Below are 19,492 nucleotides of genomic sequence, written 5' to 3' on the forward strand. Positions count from 1 at the left end.
CACAGTGCTCCCAAACCTCCCGCTTTTCAGGCCAGCATCAGCTTTCTTTTCGCGGCCACCGGCTGGTCACACGTTTGAAATACTTTGAACCACAGGCTTCACAGGGTTCCAGGTGACTGGTCGACGTCAGGCACAGCATGTGTTTGCAGTTCAGGCACTGAAACATACCGGCCGTCGCAACCTCACCGGCTATGTATTTCCCGGCGTCATGGCTTTCGAGTTTTTGCCGCAACGCCAGTGTGTCCACCAAAGTCTGATCAGCAACCGACAGCAAGCGCTCAGTGAGGCGGTTTTCCAGGAGTGAAAGATCAAGCTGAAGCCATTCAGCGAGTCCTTCTCCGGTTTCATCCACAAAGTGAATGAGGTGCTCAAGATCCCGCTGCAGGTATGTACCGAGAAGGCTTATTTCATCCCGGGTCATTTCCTCCAGTTCCTGCTCCACTTCTATCGCCTTATCAACCTCCTCTTCCAGGGTTTCCAGCGTAGTTTCCTGAGCGGTTCGCAGGCGGCTCTGCACCTGTTCAAGCATGCGGTCATATGCTTCGAGAGCCTTTCCCGAGAGATGGTCTTTTTCCTGGGCCGTCATTGCACTTTCCTTTTATGAATGCCGTTATTTTATTGTGGGCCATCATCTGCAGCCGGACAAGCATGGGGGCATACGCATTTACAACAGAGCGCCGGACTACCTGTTACGCCTTCTGTGCGTTAGAATGTCCGGCCGCTCCGCACATCACTTTTATACAGGGTAACTTTGGTAATGGCAGGTATGGACGAGCAGTACAATCCCCGTGACGTAGAACTCAATGCGCGCACCTTCTGGGAAGAGAATAAAACCTTTGAAGTAAGGGAAGAACCGGGTAAGCCGAAATACTACTGCCTGTCCATGTTCCCTTACCCTAGCGGCAAGCTCCATATGGGGCACGTCAGGAATTACACCATAGGCGATGTCATCTCCCGCTACCAGCGCATGCAAGGCAAAAATGTCATGCAACCCATGGGCTGGGATGCTTTTGGCCTTCCTGCCGAGAATGCCGCCATTGCCAACAAGACCGCTCCCGCCAAGTGGACTTATGCCAACATCGAATATATGAAAAACCAGCTTAAACAGCTGGGTTTCGGGTATGACTGGAGCCGGGAGCTGGCCACCTGCAAACCGGATTACTACCGTTGGGAGCAGTGGTTTTTTGCGCGCCTTTATGAAAAAGGCCTGGTGTACAAAAAAATGTCTACCGTGAACTGGGACCCTGTCGACCAGACAGTTCTGGCCAACGAACAGGTTGTTGATGGTCGCGGATGGCGTTCAGGCGCGCTGGTTGAACAGAAAAAAATTCCTCAGTGGTTTATTCGCATTACCGATTACGCTGAAGAACTACTGAACGACATGGACGATCTGGATGGCTGGCCGGAGCAGGTCAAAACCATGCAGCGCAACTGGATCGGAAAGTCGGTCGGCACAGAGCTTACCTTCCCCCTGAAAGACAGTGATGAAGGCCTCACCGTCTATACCACACGCCCGGATACACTGATGGGCGTGAGCTATATGGCTGTGGCTGCCGAACACCCTCTGGCCAAAGCTGCAGCTGAACGCCATCAGGATGTCGCGGCGTTTGTGGAAGAGTGCCGTAACAGCAAGGTGGCCGAAGCTGATATGGCCACGATGGAAAAGAAAGGTGTGGATACCGGGTTTAAAGCCATAAACCCGCTCACACTGGAAGAGATTCCTGTGTGGATCGCAAATTTTGTACTCACTGACTATGGAACCGGTGCGTTGATGGCGGTACCTGGCCATGATGACCGCGACCACGAATTTGCACTCAAATATCGCCTGCCCGTGAAACAGGTTATTGCCGCCAGCGATGGCCGCGAAATTGACGTGCAAGAGCAGGCTTTCACTGGCAAGGGAGTACTGGTGTCCTCCGGTAAATACTCCGGTATGACCAGCGACGAAGCCTTTGAAGCCATTGCCGACTATCTGGAAAGCACGGGCATCGGCAAGCGCACGGTAAACTATCGTCTTCGTGACTGGGGCGTATCGCGCCAACGTTACTGGGGAGCCCCCATCCCGATGATGACATTGGAAGACGGCACTCAGCGCCCGGTGCCGGATGATCAGCTACCGGTTCTCCTGCCCGAAGACGTTGAAATGGACGGAGTTCAATCGCCCATCAAGGCTGATCCCGACTGGGCAAAAACCTCTTTCCAGGGCCAGCCGGCAACGCGGGAAACCGATACCTTCGACACCTTCATGGAGTCGTCCTGGTATTACGCCCGGTTCTGTAGCCCGAATTACGACAAGGGTATGCTGGATCCGGCAGCAGCAAACTACTGGCTGCCTGTAGACCAGTACATCGGCGGCATTGAGCATGCCATTCTGCACCTGTTGTATGCGCGCTTCTTCCACAAACTGCTGCGGGATGTAGGCCTGGTAACCAGTTCTGAGCCCTTCAAACAACTTCTGACTCAGGGCATGGTTCTGGCCGACACCTATTACCGTGAAGATGACAAAGGCGGTAAGGTCTGGATTTCCCCGGCAGATGTGATTGTCGAGCGGGATGAAAAAGGCCACGCGATCGGTGCGGTTCACAAGGATGACGGGCAGCCCGTCATCGCGGGTGGCGTAACCAAAATGTCGAAGTCAAAGAACAACGGCATAGATCCTCAGTCCATCATTGATGCACACGGCGCTGATACGGTGCGCCTGTTCATGATGTTCGCAGCACCACCCGAGCAGTCCCTGGAGTGGTCAGACAGTGCCGTGGAAGGGGCTCACCGCTTCCTCAAGCGCCTTTGGCGCCTGGTGAACGAGCAAATATCTGGCGGAACCGCTCCTGCCCTGGATGTGAGCACCCTGAATCAGGCCCAGAAAGACCTGCGTCGCAAAACCCATGAAACCATTGCCAAAGTGAGCGACGATATCAGCCGGCGCCTTACATTCAACACCGCCATTGCCGCCGTAATGGAACTTCTGAATGAGGTCAGCCGTCTGAATGGTGAAGAGCCTCAGACCCGAGCTGTGCGCCAGGAAGCACTGGAAGCAGCCGTCATGATGCTGTCACCGATCGTTCCACATATTTGCCATACGCTCTGGCAGGCATTGGGGCACAGCACCCCGGTGGTTGATGCGCCCTGGCCGTCAGCCGACGAATCCGCCATGGTACGTAGCGAGATTCAGGTTGTTCTTCAGGTCAATGGCAAAGTGCGGGCCAAAGCAGAAGTTCCAGCCGACATAAGCAAAGCCGATCTGGAAGAGTTTGCCCTGAAAAACGAAAACGTTATACGCTTTATCGAAGGCGCTACAATTCGTAAAGTTATTGTCGTACCCGGCAAGCTGGTCAACGTGGTGGCTAACTGACATGAGGCTCGGCACTCTGTATCTGAACACAACCCGACTGATAGCCCTAAGCACTATGGCTGCCAGCCTTGTGGCCTGTGGTTTTCAGTTACGGAGTGCACCACAGGTTTCTTCGGCCCTTGCGCCCCTTGAGCTGGATTGCCAGCCCCCTGCTCCCACTTCTCTCTGCTCGTCCGTGCGTGAACAGCTTGAGCTCAACGGTATTGAGCTGACATCGGGAGACGGCGCGAAATACCACCTCAGGATTCACGATTTTGAGGAAGATCGCCGGGTGTCGGCTATCACCAGTGAGGCAGCAGCTGCAGAATATACCCTCAGGCACTCGGTTAATCTTGAACTGATCAGTAACGATGGCATCCCTGTTATCGCCAGAACCCCCCTTACAACGGTTGAAAGTTATCTGTACGACGAAACCAGCGTACTCGCCAAGCAGCGCGAAGAAGAAGGCGTCCGGCAACAGCTTAATAACCGTCTGGCGCACCAGATCATCTTCCGGCTGACACCCATCTCTCCGGAACGGTTACAGGAAATCAGGGACAACCACGAGAAAACAAGCACCCCGGCCAACACGCCAACTGACGCCCTATGAAGACCAACCCGGGTCAACTGCCGCAACTGCTCCGTAAAGGCCTGGCCTCTGTCTATCTGGTTTCAGGAGACGAACCTTTGCTGGTTCAGGAGTGCTGCGACCTGATCCGGAGCGCGGCCAGAGATGCGGGCTTTCAGGATCGCCTGACCTTTCATGCAGACCAGCAACTTGACTGGAATATGGTTGCGGATGAATTCAATGCCATGTCCCTGTTTGCTGAACGACGCCGAATAGAGATACGCCTGCCGACAGGTAAGCTGGGGGATGGTCGTGCGGTTCTGGAAAGGGTTCTGGCTCAGCCTCCCGAAGACATAATTGTCCTGCTGATCAGCGCCCGGCTGGACGCAGCTGAAACCCGGCGCAAATGGTACAAAGAACTCCAGAGCAAAGGCGTCCACGTGCCTGTGTGGCCCGTGGATGCAGACAAATTTCCGGGCTGGCTTCAGCAAAGAGCAGGAAATAAGGGCCTGAGCCTCACCCGCGGAGCCCTGGCGATGCTTGCCGAGCGGCTGGAGGGCAACCTGCTAGCAGCCAGCCAGGAACTCGACCGCCTGTCTCTGCTGACCAACGGCAACACCATAGACGAAGAAACCATTGAACAAGCAGTACAGGACAGCTCTCGTTTCAATGGTTTTGAACTGGTTACCGAATTGCTTTCGGGCCGCGCGCAGCACGCTGGCAAGATGATTGGCGTACTGCAGCAGGAGGGCGAGAACCCTCTGGGGCTTCTTTCGGTGTTAAACCGTGACCTCAATCTGTTACTTGAACTGAAAACAGGCCAGAACAGGTCGGAGAGCCCATCTGCATTTTTTAAAAAGCGCGGAGTCTTTCAACCACAGCGGGCCCGGGCCTTGGAACAGGCAGCACGGCGACTGAATCCACATCAGCTTCACGAAGCCCTGAAACTTTGCAGCCAGATTGATCGCGCTGCAAAAGGTTTTGAAGAACTCTCTCCCTGGCATTATCTGAGAGATATGTCGGCACTTCTCGCAGCCAGATCCTGACCTGGGTCAAACCGGCTATATATACCGCCAGTTGTTACACCTCCCTCACTTGACAGTTTTTCACAATCAAAGGCATTGTGAGCATTCCAGTAACTCAAAGAGGTTTCTGATATGGGTCTTCAAGATGAGCTCAAAACTCTCTCGGATAAAATCAAACAGTATCGTGATGAGGCTCGTGTGCAGCTCCATTTGGCTCACCAGGATGTAAAAGATGAGTTCGATGAGCTGGAGCAGGAATGGGGCAAGTTCAGAACCCGGTTTGACCAGGTAATGGACGATGCAGGCGAAGCATCCCAGGAAGCACGTCAGACAGCCAGAAAACTTGGAGAAGATCTGAAAAAAGGTTATGAGAATATTCGCGATAAAATGAAGTGAAATCGTTAAGCCGTTAACAGAATACTACAAATATCTGCCTTTAAGGGCCCCTGCTCCGGGGTCCTTGTGCCATAGTTTCTCTAATAAGTGAACTGCGATTCATCGTTTTTTGACGACTCAGCCTGAGTCGTACTCTCCGTACGATTTAACCAGGCCCGTTGCGCTGAAGCGCTTGCAGACGCTGAGAGGAATAAATGGCATATGAACAAGTTGTATCTCACCCCAACCGCCCTTGTTTTACTTCTGACCGCGACGGTTGTTTCCGGCCAGAACGCTCGATCCGGTGATCCCGAAACCCTTATCAGGGACCAGTTCTGGGGCAACCTTTACAAGGAAGGCGGCCAGTCATTTTTTTGCGATATACCCTTTTCCCGCAAAGGGTTTGTACTGACGGAAGGCTATATTTACCCTCTTGCAGATGTGCGTGACGCGCTGTCATGCGGTACCGCCCGCCAGTGCGGGAAAGACAACCGTTACCGCCAGATAGCATCCGACCTTCATAATATGATTCCTGTACGTAACCGCACCGAACTCCGGCGCCGCAATGCCCGCTACGAAGAGCTCGGACCAACCGTTAAAGAAGACGAATGCGGCATCCGGGAAAGCGCCCCCTTCTTCGAACCACCCACAAGAGTGAAAGGCGATATAGCTCGTGGCATAGGTTACATGGTCAACACCTATGGTCTTCCCTGGCTGGGATCAGCCAGAGTATTCCAGGGCTGGAACCGAATAGACCCACCGGATGACAGAGAAATCTCCCGTCACAACAGAATTGCTGAGATCCAGGGCAACGAGAACCCCTATATCACCGACCCCAGCCGCCTGGAACACCTCTGACACATGATTCTTTTGCGATTACGGGCATCCACCGAAACACCAAAAAAAAGCAGGCCCTGAGGCCTGCTTTTTTGCTTTCAGGAACCAGTTCCCGTCAGAACTCTTCAGCAGTGAGCGCCATCATAGAGTCACTACCGCTACGAATACTCTCTGCGAGAGACACGGTTTTCGGCAACAGACGATCATAGTAGAAGCGAGCGGTTTTGAGCTTGCCGGTGTAAAAGCCGGAGGTGTCATCACCAGCCTTGGGTGCTGCGGCCTTCACAATACGTGCCCACATATAAGCCAGCGCTGTGAGACCAAACAGGTCCAGATAGTCTACTGACGCAGCCCCAACTGCATCAGGAGTTACCGACGCCTGCTTGATCACATGCTCAGTAACATCCGACAGACGCTCAAATGCCGCCGCAAGTGGTTCCAGGTATGAACGCAGACTTTCTTCACCTCTGTTTTCTTCAATGAAGCTTGCCACATCACCTGCAAACAACTCGTACAGTTTGCCCTGGCTTCCAACCACCTTACGTCCCATCAGATCCAGCGCCTGAATACCGTTGGTACCTTCGTAAATCTGGGTAATACGGCAGTCCCGTACCAGTTGTTCCTGACCCCATTCACGAATAAATCCGTGACCACCAAACACTTGCTGACCCATAATGCAGGCATCCAGACCGCGGTCAGTCAGGAAGGCTTTTGCAACTGGAGTCAGTAATGCAACCATGCCTTCGGCATGCTTGCGGCGATCTTCTTCGGCGGCATCTGCATACTTGGAGATATCCAGCCATTGCGCCACGTAGGTTGAGAAAGCGCGGCCGCCTTCAACATAGCCCTTCATGGTCAGAAGCATACGACGCACATCCGGGTGTACCAGAATCGGATCAGCAGCTTTTTCCGGCTGCTGTGCACCGGTAGGCGCGCGGCTCTGGATACGATCCATAGCGTATTCACGCGCGCTCTGCAGGGAGGCTTCCGCAGCACCGATACCCTGAATACCCACACCCAGGCGCTCGTAGTTCATCATGGTGAACATGGCATTCAGGCCTTTATTTTCCTCACCTACCAGCCAGCCTTTGGCTCCGTCAAAGTTCATCACGCAGGTCGCAGAGCCTTTGATCCCCATCTTTTTCTCAATGGAGCCACAGCTGAAGCTGTTGCGCTCACCCAGAGATCCATCTTCGTTCACAAGGAATTTAGGCACCAATAACAACGATATACCTTTCGGCCCTTTTGGCGCGCCCGGCAGTTTCGCCAGAACCAGATGAATAATGTTTTCCGCCATATCGTGCTCGCCCCAAGTAATAAAAATCTTGGTGCCTGTCACGTTGAACGAGCCATCTTCGTTAGGTTCAGCTTTGGTACGGATAATACCCAGATCGGTTCCTGCGTGGGGTTCCGTCAGATCCATGGCTCCGGCCCATACACCGGAGTACATATTGGGCAGGTACTTTTCCTTCAACTCCTGGCTGCCGTGTGCGTCCAGTGCCAGACATGCGCCGGCAGTCAACATCGGAGCCAGACCAAAGGCCATGTTGGCGCCCTGCATCATTTCCTCAAACTGGGCGACGAGAGTTTTGGGCATACCCATACCGCCAAATTCGGTATTACCGCCCAAACCATTCCAGCCGCCTTCCACAATCGTCTGGTACGCTTCTTTGAAGCCATCCGGTGAAGTAACTTCGCCATCGTTCCACTTGCAACCCTGTTCGTCTGCTTCACGACTCAGGGGTGCCAGTACACCGCTAGTGATTTTTCCGGCTTCTTCAAGAATCGCATCGGCGGTCTCAGGGTCCACGTTCTCCGCTACTTTGGGCAGAGAAGCCCAAAGCGCAGGGGCATCGAATACCTCGTTCAATACAAAACGCATATCACGTAAAGGTGCCTGATAATCGGCCATTTAAACTCTCCAGGTTCCAAAATCAATCTGTCTATGCAGGCGATAAAAAGGTCTGTGCCTGATCGCCGGCCCGGGCTGTGTGTCCGGTTCTGTTAATTTTTATTGGTTTCCATTCTAACGCAAAACCGTCATCAACTCATGAAAAAAGCCCGGCTCCTGAGAGCGCGGGCTTTAGCTTACCGGTAAACCTTCACCTTTCTGAAAAATCAGAGTGCAAAGGCTTCTTCCGGCATATCCAGCAAGGTATCCGCTCCAGCCAGCATGGTTACTGCATGGGTTCTGGTACGCGGCAACATGCGGGTAAAGTAGAAACGGGCAGTCTGCAACTTGGCGTTGTAGAACAATTCTTCCGTGGTACCTTCCGCCAGCTTGTCCTGGGCAATTTTGGCCATACGGGCCCACAAATATGCAAAGACGCTATATCCGGAGTACATCAGATAATCAACGGACGCGGCTCCCACTTCTTCGCGATTCTTCATGGCGACCATACCCACTTTCATGGTCAGTTCACCCCATTCCTTGTTGATCGCATTCAGAGGCTCGATAAACGGCTTCATCTGCTCGTTATCAGCATTTTCTTTACAGAATGTGTGTACCAGTTTGGTAAATCCCTTGAGCGACTCGCCCTGACTCATCAGCACCTTGCGTCCCAGCAAATCCAGAGCCTGGATACCGGTTGTACCCTCGTAGATCATGCCAATACGGGAATCACGTACGTTTTGCTCCATGCCCCACTCGGAAATGAATCCGTGACCACCAAATACCTGCATACCCAGGTTGGCGGCTTCGTAGCCCATTTCGGTAAGGAATGCCTTGGCGATTGGCGTCAGGAAGCCCAGCAGTTCATCGGCTTGCTTACGCTCTTCCTCCGACTTGCCGCGCGCGACAAGGTCAGCCTTCTGTGCAGTCATATAGATCAGCGCACGAGCGCCTTCTGCAACGGCCTTCTGTGTCAGCAGCATACGGCGAACGTCAGGATGAACAATGATCGGGTCTGCAATGCCTTCCGGATTCTTGGGGCCGCTCAGTGAGCGCATTGCCAGACGCTCTTTTGCATAGGCCAGTGAACCCTGGAATCCCAGTTCAGCAGCACCCAGACCCTGGATGGCAGTACCGATACGAGCTACGTTCATAAAGGTGAACATACAGTTCAGGCCTCTGTTCTCAGGCCCGATCAGCCAGCCTTTGGCTCCATCGAAGTTCATCACACAGGTAGCATTACCGTGGATACCCATCTTGTGCTCGATAGAGCCACAGGAAACCGCATTGCGCTCACCAGCCGACCCGTCTTCTGCAGGCAGGCGCTTGGGCACGATAAAGAGGGAAATCCCTTTGGTCCCTTCAGGTGCACCCGGCAGACGCGCCAGCACAATGTGAATAATGTTGTCCGTCATGTCGTGTTCACCGGCAGAGATGAAAATCTTGGTGCCGGTAATACTGTATGACCCGTCCGCGTTCGGTTCTGCCTTCGTACGCAAGGTGCCCAGATCCGATCCACAATGGGACTCGGTCAGACACATGGTCCCCGTCCATTCACCGCTGATCATCTTGGTGAGATAGGTCTGCTTCTGTTCTTCTGTACCATGTGCCTCAAGCGTGTTGATTGCGCCGTGGCTGAGGCCCGGGTACATGCCCCATGACCAGTTGGCAGTGCCATTCAGTTCGCTCATCACGATGCCAAGAGAATCGGGTAAGCCCTGGCCGCCGTAATTGGGGTCTGCAGCCAGCGAAGGCCAGCCACCTTCCACAAACTTGTCATAAGCTTCCTTGAAGCCTGTCGGTGTTTTTACCCCGTCTTCACTCCAGATACAGCCTTCTCTGTCGCCAACTGCGTTCAGCGGGGACAGTACCTGCTCAGCAAACTTTGCACCTTCCTGGATAATGGCATCAACCATATCCGGAGTTGCATCTTCCGCACCTTCCAGATTGGCGTAGTGGGCCTCGCTGTCAAGCAGCTCGTTCATTACGAATTTGATATCACGCAGGGGCGCTTTGTACTCAGGCATGTAAACCACCTCGGTTTTCGGTCTTGGCTGAAAAGAAAAGTAACAGCTTGTGGCCTTGGGTTTGCTCAGACGCTGCAACACTGACCGCTGCAGCATTATTTAAACACTTGTTTGAAACATACGTTTAGAGGCACAGAATTGTCAATAGCCGAGGTCACAATTTTGTGTATATATTAATCATCCGCTGAGGTTTGAAGCGATTTGTGCCAGCATGAATAATTCAACACTGAAAACAAAAATCCGCGAGCGAGGTCAGAAGCCGTCAGGCCGAAACAGGTAGAAAACCAGCAGAGGAAGATACAGAGGCCGACCCGAAGCCCGCAATATCCTGATAGGCATTTCGGGCCTGTTCAATGGCTCTGGGAGACAGCCCGGAAATGCTTTCCTGCAACCGGGTATCGCTCCGGGCGTTTACAGAAGAATCCTCACTGTCACCAGCCTGGCTTGTTGCCTGAGCACCCTGCTCCGAGGCAAGCTCTGACTGAGCCTGAAGCATAACCTGCATGGCCTGGGCAGCCACGGCACGATCCTGACCAGAAGGCTCAGCCGGGGCCATGGCAGCTGCACGGACCACCCGCATTTTCTCAATCGTGGCCTGTGGATCGCCGTTGACGGAGGAGACATCGATAGATACCTCTCCACCTACGGCATATTGCGCTCCGTCAGGCCCTCGCTGATAGGTAAATGACATGGCACCGGCGTATTGACCACCAACTGCCTGATGCGCCGCCTCGTGAGCGCGCACTTCAAGATCCCTGGCTTTGAGCTCAGCAAGCTCTTCAAGCTCGGCTTCATCCAGCCCGCCAGCGGCCTGGCCTGACACGTCCGCCGCACCAGCTTTACGGTTTTCTCCTGCAGCTTCACTTCCATCCCCGGCGGGAACGGCTTGATTGCCAGCCTCTGAAGGCTGCTCAGCATTCGAATCATCGGTATTGCCCGATTCACGGAGAGCAGGTGCGGCCAGGCTAGATGAAGAGTTTCGAGGGAATTCTGACTGATAACCAGCAGAAGAACTGGCCGAACCAGTCACAGCAGAAAAAGCAGATATTGCAGGAAGCGACGAAAGAGGGCTCACAAAGCCAGAGCTCAGACCATTATGTCCAAAAGCGAGCCAAGGGTCTCGTCGGCCACCTTGACCACCTGAGCTGAGGCTTCCACGCTGCGCTCATAGAGCTTGAGGTCCACAATGGGTTCCACAAGACTGCTTCCGGTTTGAGCGGAACCCTGAGGGCCATCAACACCGGCACGGGCAATTTTCCGGGCGGCATTTTCCATGCCGTACATGCCGTCCTGAATGCCTTGAACGCCAATCGCGAGCGTATTATTGATCATAACAGCTGCTTCCAGTGACCATTAATTGACACCATTAAGCCACATTATTGTTCAATTTTCAAACAACACGTCAATATTGATATAGCGACTCAGAACTTCTGGCCCCACCTGTTCAACCCAAGGCAAAACGCCCAGACACGGAGCTGAAATATGTTCCCGGATATAACTCAGGGTGTCCGGTTCGCAGCTCATGGTCTCTGATCCGGTACGGTTTGCAACCCAGCCGGCCAGCACTAAGCCGTCACGCAGGATGGCTTCCGCTGTCAGCAGCGCGTGGTTGATACAGCCCAGCCTGAGATCAACCACGAGTATCACGGGTATCTGGAGTTCACGAGGCAGCGCCGAGTATACCTCCCGACCGTTCAACGGAACCCGCCAGCCGCCAGCGCCTTCAATCAGCAAGAGATCGGCCGGACGCATTTGCATTCCCCGGCAGAATCCCACTAACCGGCTGACCGAAACAGCCCGGCCAGCCTGCCCGGCAGCAACATGAGGTGCAATAGCCGGAGCCAGGGCAACCGGGTTCACCATATCGTAGGCAAGGTGTTCACTGGCAGCCGCCTGGATAATAAGAGCGTCCTCATTGCGCAAACCTTCTGGGGTATTCTCGCAACCTGAAGCAATGGGTTTCATTCCCAGCGTGCGCTTGCCGGCCGCCTTAGCCGCCTCCAGGATTGCGGCCGACACCATGGTCTTGCCCACACCTGTATCCGTGCCCGTCACAAAAAATGTTTTTTTTGCCATGTTGACCGTTCTGCACCACTTTGATTATCAGTCTTCAGCGCCGTCGCACACCCAATAAACCCAGGCAGCCTCGTAGCTAGCCATAATCCCACCATCAGATTCCCGGGGATAATGTTGACACATAGCCCGTGCGCGGCCCGGGGCCGTAACCGTCCGGCGCTTCCCTTCTCCCTTGTAGCTGGCGCCCAGCTGTTTGAGTTCTGCCGCCAGAGCGAGCGGTGAAGTATAAGCCAACCTTAAGGTTCTGGTTTCTATTTTGGCTCCCGCCAACTCTTTCAAGACAGTGTTCCGAAACCCTGCCTCCGACTCAAACCGGTTTATGTGATTATGATCAGGATCCGCTTTTTGCCACGCCTTTGCGAGTTCGTTAAGCGTACCCTCAAGAAGCGTTGACAGCATTATTCTGCCTCCCGGCCGAAGCACTCTCCGACACTCTCGCAACACTCGCTGCGGGCCTGCGCACCACTGAATCATCAGATTACTGAATATCAGATCACAGCTCTTATCCGGCAGAGGAATCGCTTCAGCATCCGCAACAACCCACGCAACACCCGGGATTCCACATACACTGGCATGCCTGATCATGCCTGCCGACAGGTCCATTCCTGTCAGGGATACATCATGCCCTGCCTCTGCCAGCTTGCGTGTAAACCAGCCAGTACCGCAGCCAAGATCCAGAACACAGCCAGACAAACCATCCGCGCCTACCCGGTTTTTCAGCTTTTCAAGCATGGCATCACCCGTTACGCGCTGTAATCGGGATGCGCTCTCATAGGAAGACCGCGCCTTGCCAAACCCACGGGCAATATCGATTTTACGGGCGGGAGAATGTTTCACCTCATTCGGGACATTCATGGACCAACACTCCCTCCAGCCAACAGATGCCGGCAGTCCGCCAGGGTCTCAATCAGGCAATCCAGATCCTTGTGGGAGTGAGCCGCACTAAAGGTAACTCGTAAACGTGCCTCACCTGCCGGTACTGTTGGTGGCCGGATTGCAGTTACCAGTATGCCTCGCTCCTCAAGAGCCTGGCTCAACGCCAAAGCTGAGTGGTTATCACCGATCAGAATTGGCTGAATGGGGGTGCAGGACGGCATAAGTGCAAGGCCCAGGGTACGAGCCGCCTCCCGGAACCGTTCAACGAGACTTCGCAGATGGGTACGGAGGCCGTCGGCAGACTCGATCAGGTCGAGACTGGCACAGGTTGCCACAGCCAGTGCCGGGGGCATTGCGGTAGTATAAATGTAGGTTCGGGCTTTCTGCACAAGGTAATCCATGAGTTCAGCTGGCCCCGACACAAAGGCCCCGCTGGTACCTACGGCTTTACCAAGCGTTCCGACCAGGACTGGCACATCCTTCTCGGACAAGCCAAGTTCCGCCAGGCTCCCCCGTCCTTGCGGTCCGAGAACTCCAAAACCGTGCGCATCGTCAACCACAAGCAATGCGTCATGATCCCGGCAAACCTTCGCCAGGTCCCGCAATGGAGCAACATCACCATCCATGCTGAATACGCCATCGGTGACCACCAGTTTGTGTCCGGCAGTCTGTGAAAGCATGCCCTCAAGTGACGTTACGTCCCCGTGTGCATACCGGCACACCCTCGACCTGCTCAGACTGCAACCGTCAATAATGGATGCATGATTAAGCTGGTCTGAAAAAACAGTATCTCCACGACCTGCCAGCGCTGAAATCACGCCCAGATTAGCCATATAACCCGTGGAGAAAAACAACGCCGAACTGCGCCGGGTAAATGCTGCAAGGCGCTGCTCCAACCGGTGATGAGCCTCATGATGCCCACAGATCAGATGGGATGATGCTCCACCGAGACCGGTTTCTGGTATAGCTCTTCGCAAGGCTTCCAGATTCGCTGGATGATTGGCCAGGCCAAGGTAATCGTTGCTGCAAAACGACAGTAACCGCTTGCCGTCAGACGTTAAAGCCGGCTGTTGGGGGCCGGAAATCTGCCGGCGGGTACGGTAGAGGCCGGACTGTTTTCGTTCTTGTAATTCAGATGTAAAGTCACGCACGTTAGTTGCTTCCACCCATAAAATCTATGCGGATTCCCGGGTTGCGTCATAAAACATGTGACGAGTTGCCTCATACTCCAGATCGTCGGCAATCGACTCTTCCTCCTGTGCCTCAGTAATACACTGTTCCCGCTTCTCGGGACGGATGCCCAAACGACGGAACAACGCCATATCTGCATCAGCTTCCGGGTTCGCCGTCGTCAGTAGTTTCTCGCCATAGAAAATGGAATTCGCACCGGCAAGAAAACACAATGCCTGCAACTGCTCATTCATCATCTCCCGACCTGCAGACAAACGAACGTGTGAAGCCGGCATCATGATCCGGGCCACAGCTATGATGCGAACAAACTCGAATGGGTCCAGGTCCTCCACATGCTCCATGGGTGTTCCCTTCACCTTGACCAGCATATTCACGGGCACACTTTCAGGGTGATGCGGCAGATTTGCTAACTGAACCAGCAGACCAACCCGGTCATCTTCATCCTCGCCCATACCCATGATGCCGCCACAACACACCTTCATACCCGCATTGCGAACGTGATCAAGCGTATCCAGTCGGTCCTGATAGGTGCGCGTGGTAATAATGTGGCTGTAATACTTCTCGGAGGTATCAAGATTATGGTTGTAGTAATCAAGCCCGGCTTCGGCCAGCTCTTCCGCCTGCTCCGGCTTCAGCATGCCCAGAGTCATACAAGTTTCCAGGCCGAGAGATTTTACCTGCCGGACCATATCCAGCACGTAGGGCATATCCTTGACGGAGGGACTACGCCATGCGGCACCCATGCAGAATCGCGAAGCACCTTTTTCTTTTGCCGCGCGGGCTTCTGCAACTACTTTTTCCAGCTCCAGGAGCTTTTCCTTTTCCAGACCCGTGTTGTAATGACCGCTCTGGGGGCAGTATTTGCAGTCTTCGGGACAGGCACCGGTTTTGATCGACAGTAAAGTGCTGACCTGCACCTCATTGGGGTCAAAATGCTCCCGGTGCACAGTCTGTGCCCGGAACAGAAGATCATTGAACGGAAGATCAAAAAGTGACCGGGCATCCTGGAGCGTCCAGTCATGGCGTAATGCTGTGGCAGTCATACAGAAGTCCTGTTAACCTTTTTGTTAATCTGGGTTTACGGATGAATCAGATGATAAAGAGACTGAGATTGCTGTCAACCTTAAATAAAATAAAGGTTAACAGAGAAGACAAAAGGAACACTTGTGTGGGCTGCCTGTCCACCAACGCCACCAATGGTCTGTGCGGACCTTGCCGGGCAGACCTTCCGGTAAATCACTGGCACTGCCGCTGCTGCGCTCTGCCTATGGCATACCCCGGAGACAAGCACCTTTGCGGTGATTGCCTGACATCACCACCCCCGTTTGATTGCTCATTCATACCCTGGCGCTATCAATATCCGGTCGACAGCATGATCAGCCGTTACAAATACAAGGGGCAGAGAAAGTTCGCACGACCACTGGTTACCGGCTTTGCGGATTTTATCGGACCCGCCCTTGAGGCGTACGGAGCTGAGAAGCCGGATATACTGATCCCCTCACCCATGTACCCCTCACGCCGGAGAAAACGCGGTTTCAACCAGGCCCGGGACATTGCCGAGAGCATTGGACAAGCAATCGACGTCCCGGTTGGCATCAGCATAGTTCGCCGGGTACACAAAGTTCAGGCGCAACGTGGGCTGAACAGAGAATCCAGGCTCGCGAACCTGCGCGGCGTTTTTAAAGTGTGTTCAAGGGTGCCAGAAAGAGTTGCCATCGTGGATGATGTGGTGACAACCGGCGCAACTGTGCGGGTACTTGCGTCGGTATTAAGGGAGGCGGGAGCACAGGAGGTCCAGATATGGGCATTGGCGAGGACCCCGGGCTGAGCCGGCCAGGCCTATGCCAGCTTGCTCCTCACGAGGTCGGCAATCGCCAGGCAGGAGGTCAGTCCCGGCGACTCAATACCAAACAGGTTTACCAGCCCCGGAACACCATGCTCACAGGAACCATCGACCCGGAAATCAAAAAAGCCCCCCTCTGCATTTCTGAGCTTCGGCCGGATGCCGGCATAAGCCGGCTGTAAACGGTCAACCTCCAGGCCCGGCCACCATTGCCGGATACCGGCAGCAAAGTCCTGTGCCCGCCCGGGATCAACCGTGTAGTCCTCCCGCTCAATCCATTCTACATCCGGGCCAAAACGTGCCTGTCCGGCCAGGTCAAGCGTAAGGTGAACGCCCAGTCCGCCTGGTTCGGGAACCGGATAGATAAGACTGGTGAACGGATGGCGGCCGCTATAGCTGAAATAAACACCCCGGGCGAACCATTGCTCCGGTTTCTGTTCATCGGGAAGCCCACCCCAGCGACGGGTCAAGGGCACAGCACCCAAGCCGGCAGCATTCACAAGGTTCCGGACCCTGAGCTTGCACGGCATATCGCCAGCAACGTGAAGCACATGACAACCATTAGCCGACTCAATGCTCTCAACCCGTGAGCGCAATGCGAGCGAGCCTCCCGCGTCTTCCAGGTCCCCCAGCAAAGCCAGCATCAGACCATGAGTATCCAGTATGCCGGTTTCACTCGACCAAAGCCCTGCGCTTACGCTGACTTCCGGCAATTGGCTGGTGACTGCAGTCCCATCCCGAAAAACCAGCGGGGCACCGTTTGCCTCCGCATGGCACTGTACGCCCTCAAGTATGGGAATCTGTGCTTCGCTGGACGCAATAATCCACTTTCCACACTTGCGATACCTTACCTTGTGACTTTCACAGTACTCGTACAACTGCCTGCGTCCCTCAACGCAAAGGCGGGCTTTCAACGAGTTTTGTGGATAATAGACTCCGGCATGGATAACCTCGCTGTTCCGAGACGAGATACCTTCGCCAAAGCGATCTCCGGCTTCCAGAACAATCACATCCCGCCCGCTCTGGGCAAGAGCCCGGGCAACAGCCAGCCCTACAACACCTGCTCCGATAACCGCTGTATCCAGTTCGAGAAAATCACCTGTCACGAGAACACCTGCCATATGCGTCTGTTGGATAACCCAAAACCTCCAGAGCTTACGTTAACCCAATCCTGCACAGTCCGGAACCATGGAAACATACCTCGCTTGCATTACGGGAGAGCCGCCAAGCAGGTATACTTGGGCCCACATTTACCAGCCGGGCTGCGCTTTATAATGAACGTTTCAACCCACCCCTACGACGCCCTCACACCAGACGCCATTCTGGACGCCATGGAAGAGGCTGGTTTCGCGGTAAGTGGCCGCCTGTTTGCCCTGAACAGCTACGAAAACCGGGTATACCAGATTGGCCTGGATGAAGGGGCTCCGGTAATCGCCAAATTCTATCGCCCCGGCCGCTGGACAGAAGAGCAGGTGCGGGAAGAACATGAGTTTACCCGGGAGCTGCTGGCAGCGGACATTCCCGTGGTCGCACCCCTGGTGATGCCATCGGGAGACACCCTGGGGAAACACGGTGACTTTTTTTTCGCCGTTTTTGACCAGCGTGGCGGGCAGGCACCCGATACGAGCGTTACCGATACGCTCTACCGGCTCGGGCAATGGCTCGGCCAGATTCATAATATTGGCGCGCTTAAACCTTTCCGTCATCGTGAAGCCTTATCCCTGATGGATGGTATTGAAGCGAGCAATCATCTGTTACTTGAAGGAGACTGGATTCCCAAAGACCTTCGGCCAGCCTGGGACAGTCTGATACCGGATCTGCTAACACACTGCCGGGCCAGGATGGAAGATGCCGGAGAAGTTGAAACACTGCGGCTACACGGGGACTGCCACGCCGGCAACATACTGTGCCGTGATGAGCAGATGCTGTTTGTGGACCTGGACGATTGCCGTTCCGGTCCGGCCATTCAGGACATGTGGTTATTGCTGAATGGCGAGGACAACGAACGCGGGGCACAACTGGGCGAATTGCTGGAAGGCTATGAAATGTTCCGGGATTTTAATCGCCGGGAGAGGCACCTGATTGAACCTTTGCGTTGTTACCGGCAGATCAGCCACTGCGCCTGGCTGGCGAAACGCTGGGATGACCCGGCATTTCCACGCTTTTTCCCATGGTTTGCCCAACCACGGTTCTGGTCTGACCAGGTACTGTCGCTGAGAGAACAGCTGGCGGCTTTGCAGGCGCCTTCTATTGTACTTCCCGGTCAATACTGATCATTCATTTATAGCAAATTGAGGTAGGCATGAGCCAGAACGAGACCCGCTACACTATCCGCAGCCTGTTTTTAACCGCCCTGGCAGCCATCATCGGCACGGTACTGGTGCTGGAAGTGAGCGGAAGCATCAAGCACTCAGACAACAAGGACAATGTACCGGTCGGCGACTTCCAGGCAATTCATGTAACTCCCGGAGAACCCTTCAGGATGTCACCCAAGGCCTCTGAACTTCATGCAACCTGTGAAAACGGTTATCTCGCTATTGCGGCAGACGTGGATCCATCTTTTCGCGGCATCCTGGTAGATTACAAAAACCGCGGTGTCCGCTGTTACCGCCCCTCTCCAACAGCACCTGCAGCGATACCTCAGCCAGAAATGCCCGTGCAACCAGAGGGACCTGCCAGCGATGAGTAAAGCCAATCGCTCACCAGAACAACTGACAGACCGGCTTTTCGCCACCGAACGGCAGCCAGAAGACTTTCGGTTCGATGCAGCGGTTGCCCGCGTATTTCCCGACATGATTCGCCGCTCGGTACCTGGGTACACCACGATCATTCCGATGATTGAAGTGATCACTGAGCAATATGCCCAGGCGGGTTCCAATTGCTATGACCTTGGTTGCTCACTGGGCGCATCCACTCTGGCTATGCGTCATGGCATTTCATTTGATAACTGTTCACTGATCGGCGTAGATAACTCCGCCGCCATGATCGAGCGTTGCGAACACTACATCGCTCTGGATGATCATTCGTTGCCGGTCAGGCTCCGGTGTGAGGATATTCAGAACACAGAGCTTACGGACGCCTCGGTGACAACCCTGAATTTTACGCTGCAGTTTATTCCTCCTGAGCAGAGGAGCAGCCTCCTGAGCAGGATTTCCGAAGCAACCCTTCCTGGAGGCGTACTGATTCTTTCTGAAAAAATCCGCTTTGACTCAGGAGATGAACAGGATATTCAGACCTGCCTTCACCATGAGTTCAAGCGTGCTAACGGATACTCCGACCTGGAAATAAGCCAGAAACGCAGCGCCATCGAGCAGGTACTCATCCCGGAAACACTGGATGCTCACAAGCAGCGTCTTACAGACGCAGGCTTTGACCGCGTGCTTGTCTGGTATCAGTGCTTCAACTTCGTATCCATGCTGGCTATCAAGGCCGCCTGAACCCCAGACGGAGAC

Annotated in this window: 19 protein-coding genes; 9 read left to right on the forward strand and 10 right to left on the reverse strand. The window is 54.3% G+C overall.

Features of this window, described 5'->3' with window-relative positions; genetic code table 11:
* Nucleotides 1-37 precede the first annotated feature (37 nt).
* The gene (locus DS878_RS09080; RefSeq protein WP_113815660.1) at nt 38-586 is read right to left on the reverse strand and encodes a zinc ribbon-containing protein; all 549 of its coding nucleotides are present in this window, start codon (nt 584-586) and stop codon (nt 38-40) included.
* Nucleotides 587-766: 180 nt separating this feature from the next.
* On the opposite strand from DS878_RS09080, the gene leuS reads away from it, so the two are divergent.
* The 5 genes from leuS to DS878_RS09105 all read left to right on the forward strand — a co-directional run bounded on the left by leuS (nt 767) and on the right by DS878_RS09105 (nt 6,157).
* The gene (gene leuS / locus DS878_RS09085) at nt 767-3,352 is read left to right on the forward strand and encodes a leucine--tRNA ligase (protein ID WP_113816629.1); all 2,586 of its coding nucleotides are present in this window, start codon (nt 767-769) and stop codon (nt 3,350-3,352) included.
* Nucleotide 3,353: 1 nt separating this feature from the next.
* Entirely contained in the window at nt 3,354-3,941 is a 588-nt protein-coding gene (gene lptE / locus DS878_RS09090; RefSeq protein ID WP_113815661.1) for an LPS assembly lipoprotein LptE, read from the forward strand.
* Nucleotides 3,938-4,945 (forward strand): DNA polymerase III subunit delta, encoded by a 1,008-nt coding sequence (gene holA, locus DS878_RS09095; protein WP_113815662.1) that lies wholly within the window; start codon nt 3,938-3,940, stop codon nt 4,943-4,945. Before lptE ends, holA begins: the two co-directional genes overlap by 4 nt.
* A 111-nt stretch (nt 4,946-5,056) precedes the next feature.
* Nucleotides 5,057-5,320 carry a hypothetical protein gene (locus DS878_RS09100; RefSeq protein ID WP_113815663.1) on the forward strand — a complete coding sequence of 88 codons (264 nt, stop codon included), beginning with the start codon at nt 5,057-5,059 and terminating at the stop codon, nt 5,318-5,320.
* A gap of 201 nt (nt 5,321-5,521) precedes the next feature.
* The gene (locus DS878_RS09105) at nt 5,522-6,157 is read left to right on the forward strand and encodes an endonuclease (RefSeq protein ID WP_113815664.1); all 636 of its coding nucleotides are present in this window, start codon (nt 5,522-5,524) and stop codon (nt 6,155-6,157) included.
* Between the two features lie 94 nt (nt 6,158-6,251).
* Here the strand turns inward: DS878_RS09105 and DS878_RS09110 are convergent, their stop codons facing one another.
* The 8 genes from DS878_RS09110 to bioB all read right to left on the reverse strand — a co-directional run bounded on the left by DS878_RS09110 (nt 6,252) and on the right by bioB (nt 15,240).
* A complete protein-coding gene (locus tag DS878_RS09110) occupies nt 6,252-8,048 on the reverse strand; it encodes an acyl-CoA dehydrogenase C-terminal domain-containing protein (RefSeq protein ID WP_113815665.1) in 1,797 nt (598 codons plus the stop codon).
* A 206-nt stretch (nt 8,049-8,254) separates the two neighbouring features.
* Nucleotides 8,255-10,054 carry an acyl-CoA dehydrogenase C-terminal domain-containing protein gene (locus tag DS878_RS09115; protein WP_113816630.1) on the reverse strand — a complete coding sequence of 600 codons (1,800 nt, stop codon included), beginning with the start codon at nt 10,052-10,054 and terminating at the stop codon, nt 8,255-8,257.
* 262 nt (nt 10,055-10,316) lie between these two features.
* Nucleotides 10,317-10,877, reverse strand: a complete 561-nt coding sequence (locus DS878_RS09120) for a putative metalloprotease CJM1_0395 family protein (protein ID WP_410003469.1) — start codon at nt 10,875-10,877, stop codon at nt 10,317-10,319.
* A 263-nt stretch (nt 10,878-11,140) separates the two neighbouring features.
* Entirely contained in the window at nt 11,141-11,386 is a 246-nt protein-coding gene (locus DS878_RS09125; RefSeq protein ID WP_113815667.1) for a flagellar biosynthesis protein FlgE, read from the reverse strand.
* Between the two features lie 51 nt (nt 11,387-11,437).
* Nucleotides 11,438-12,130: a dethiobiotin synthase gene (gene bioD, locus DS878_RS09130; RefSeq protein WP_113815668.1), complete on the reverse strand. Its 693-nt coding sequence runs from the start codon at nt 12,128-12,130 to the stop codon at nt 11,438-11,440.
* Between the two features lie 27 nt (nt 12,131-12,157).
* The gene (bioC, locus tag DS878_RS09135; RefSeq protein ID WP_113815669.1) at nt 12,158-12,985 is read right to left on the reverse strand and encodes a malonyl-ACP O-methyltransferase BioC; all 828 of its coding nucleotides are present in this window, start codon (nt 12,983-12,985) and stop codon (nt 12,158-12,160) included.
* Nucleotides 12,982-14,157: an 8-amino-7-oxononanoate synthase gene (gene bioF, locus DS878_RS09140; protein ID WP_113815670.1), complete on the reverse strand. Its 1,176-nt coding sequence runs from the start codon at nt 14,155-14,157 to the stop codon at nt 12,982-12,984. The genes bioC and bioF overlap by 4 nt, the downstream gene beginning before the upstream one ends.
* A gap of 24 nt (nt 14,158-14,181) precedes the next feature.
* Nucleotides 14,182-15,240 (reverse strand): biotin synthase BioB, encoded by a 1,059-nt coding sequence (gene bioB / locus DS878_RS09145; RefSeq protein ID WP_113815671.1) that lies wholly within the window; start codon nt 15,238-15,240, stop codon nt 14,182-14,184.
* Between the two features lie 125 nt (nt 15,241-15,365).
* Between bioB and DS878_RS09150 the strand changes: the two genes are divergently transcribed.
* Nucleotides 15,366-16,025, forward strand: a complete 660-nt coding sequence (locus DS878_RS09150; RefSeq protein ID WP_261977714.1) for a ComF family protein — start codon at nt 15,366-15,368, stop codon at nt 16,023-16,025.
* Nucleotides 16,026-16,036: 11 nt separating this feature from the next.
* On the opposite strand, the gene DS878_RS09155 is transcribed toward DS878_RS09150, so the two are convergent.
* On the reverse strand, nt 16,037-17,161 hold the full coding sequence (locus DS878_RS09155; RefSeq protein WP_113815673.1) for an NAD(P)/FAD-dependent oxidoreductase: 1,125 nt from the start codon (nt 17,159-17,161) through the stop codon (nt 16,037-16,039).
* A 153-nt stretch (nt 17,162-17,314) separates the two neighbouring features.
* Here DS878_RS09155 and DS878_RS09160 point away from each other — a divergent pair, with 153 nt between their 5' ends.
* Genes DS878_RS09160 through cmoA form a run of 3 tightly spaced genes read left to right on the forward strand, consistent with a single transcriptional unit; the run spans nt 17,315 to nt 19,477 of the window.
* On the forward strand, nt 17,315-18,313 hold the full coding sequence (locus DS878_RS09160) for a serine/threonine protein kinase (protein ID WP_113815674.1): 999 nt from the start codon (nt 17,315-17,317) through the stop codon (nt 18,311-18,313).
* A 29-nt stretch (nt 18,314-18,342) separates the two neighbouring features.
* Nucleotides 18,343-18,729: a kinase gene (locus DS878_RS09165; RefSeq protein ID WP_113815675.1), complete on the forward strand. Its 387-nt coding sequence runs from the start codon at nt 18,343-18,345 to the stop codon at nt 18,727-18,729.
* Complete coding sequence (gene cmoA / locus DS878_RS09170) at nt 18,722-19,477, forward strand: carboxy-S-adenosyl-L-methionine synthase CmoA (protein WP_113815676.1); 756 nt, start codon at nt 18,722-18,724, stop codon at nt 19,475-19,477. The genes DS878_RS09165 and cmoA overlap by 8 nt, the downstream gene beginning before the upstream one ends.
* The last annotated feature ends 15 nt before the right edge of the window (nt 19,478-19,492 follow it).

The organism is Marinobacter sp. F3R11 (genome assembly GCF_003318275.1).
GTDB lineage: Bacteria > Pseudomonadota > Gammaproteobacteria > Pseudomonadales > Oleiphilaceae > Marinobacter.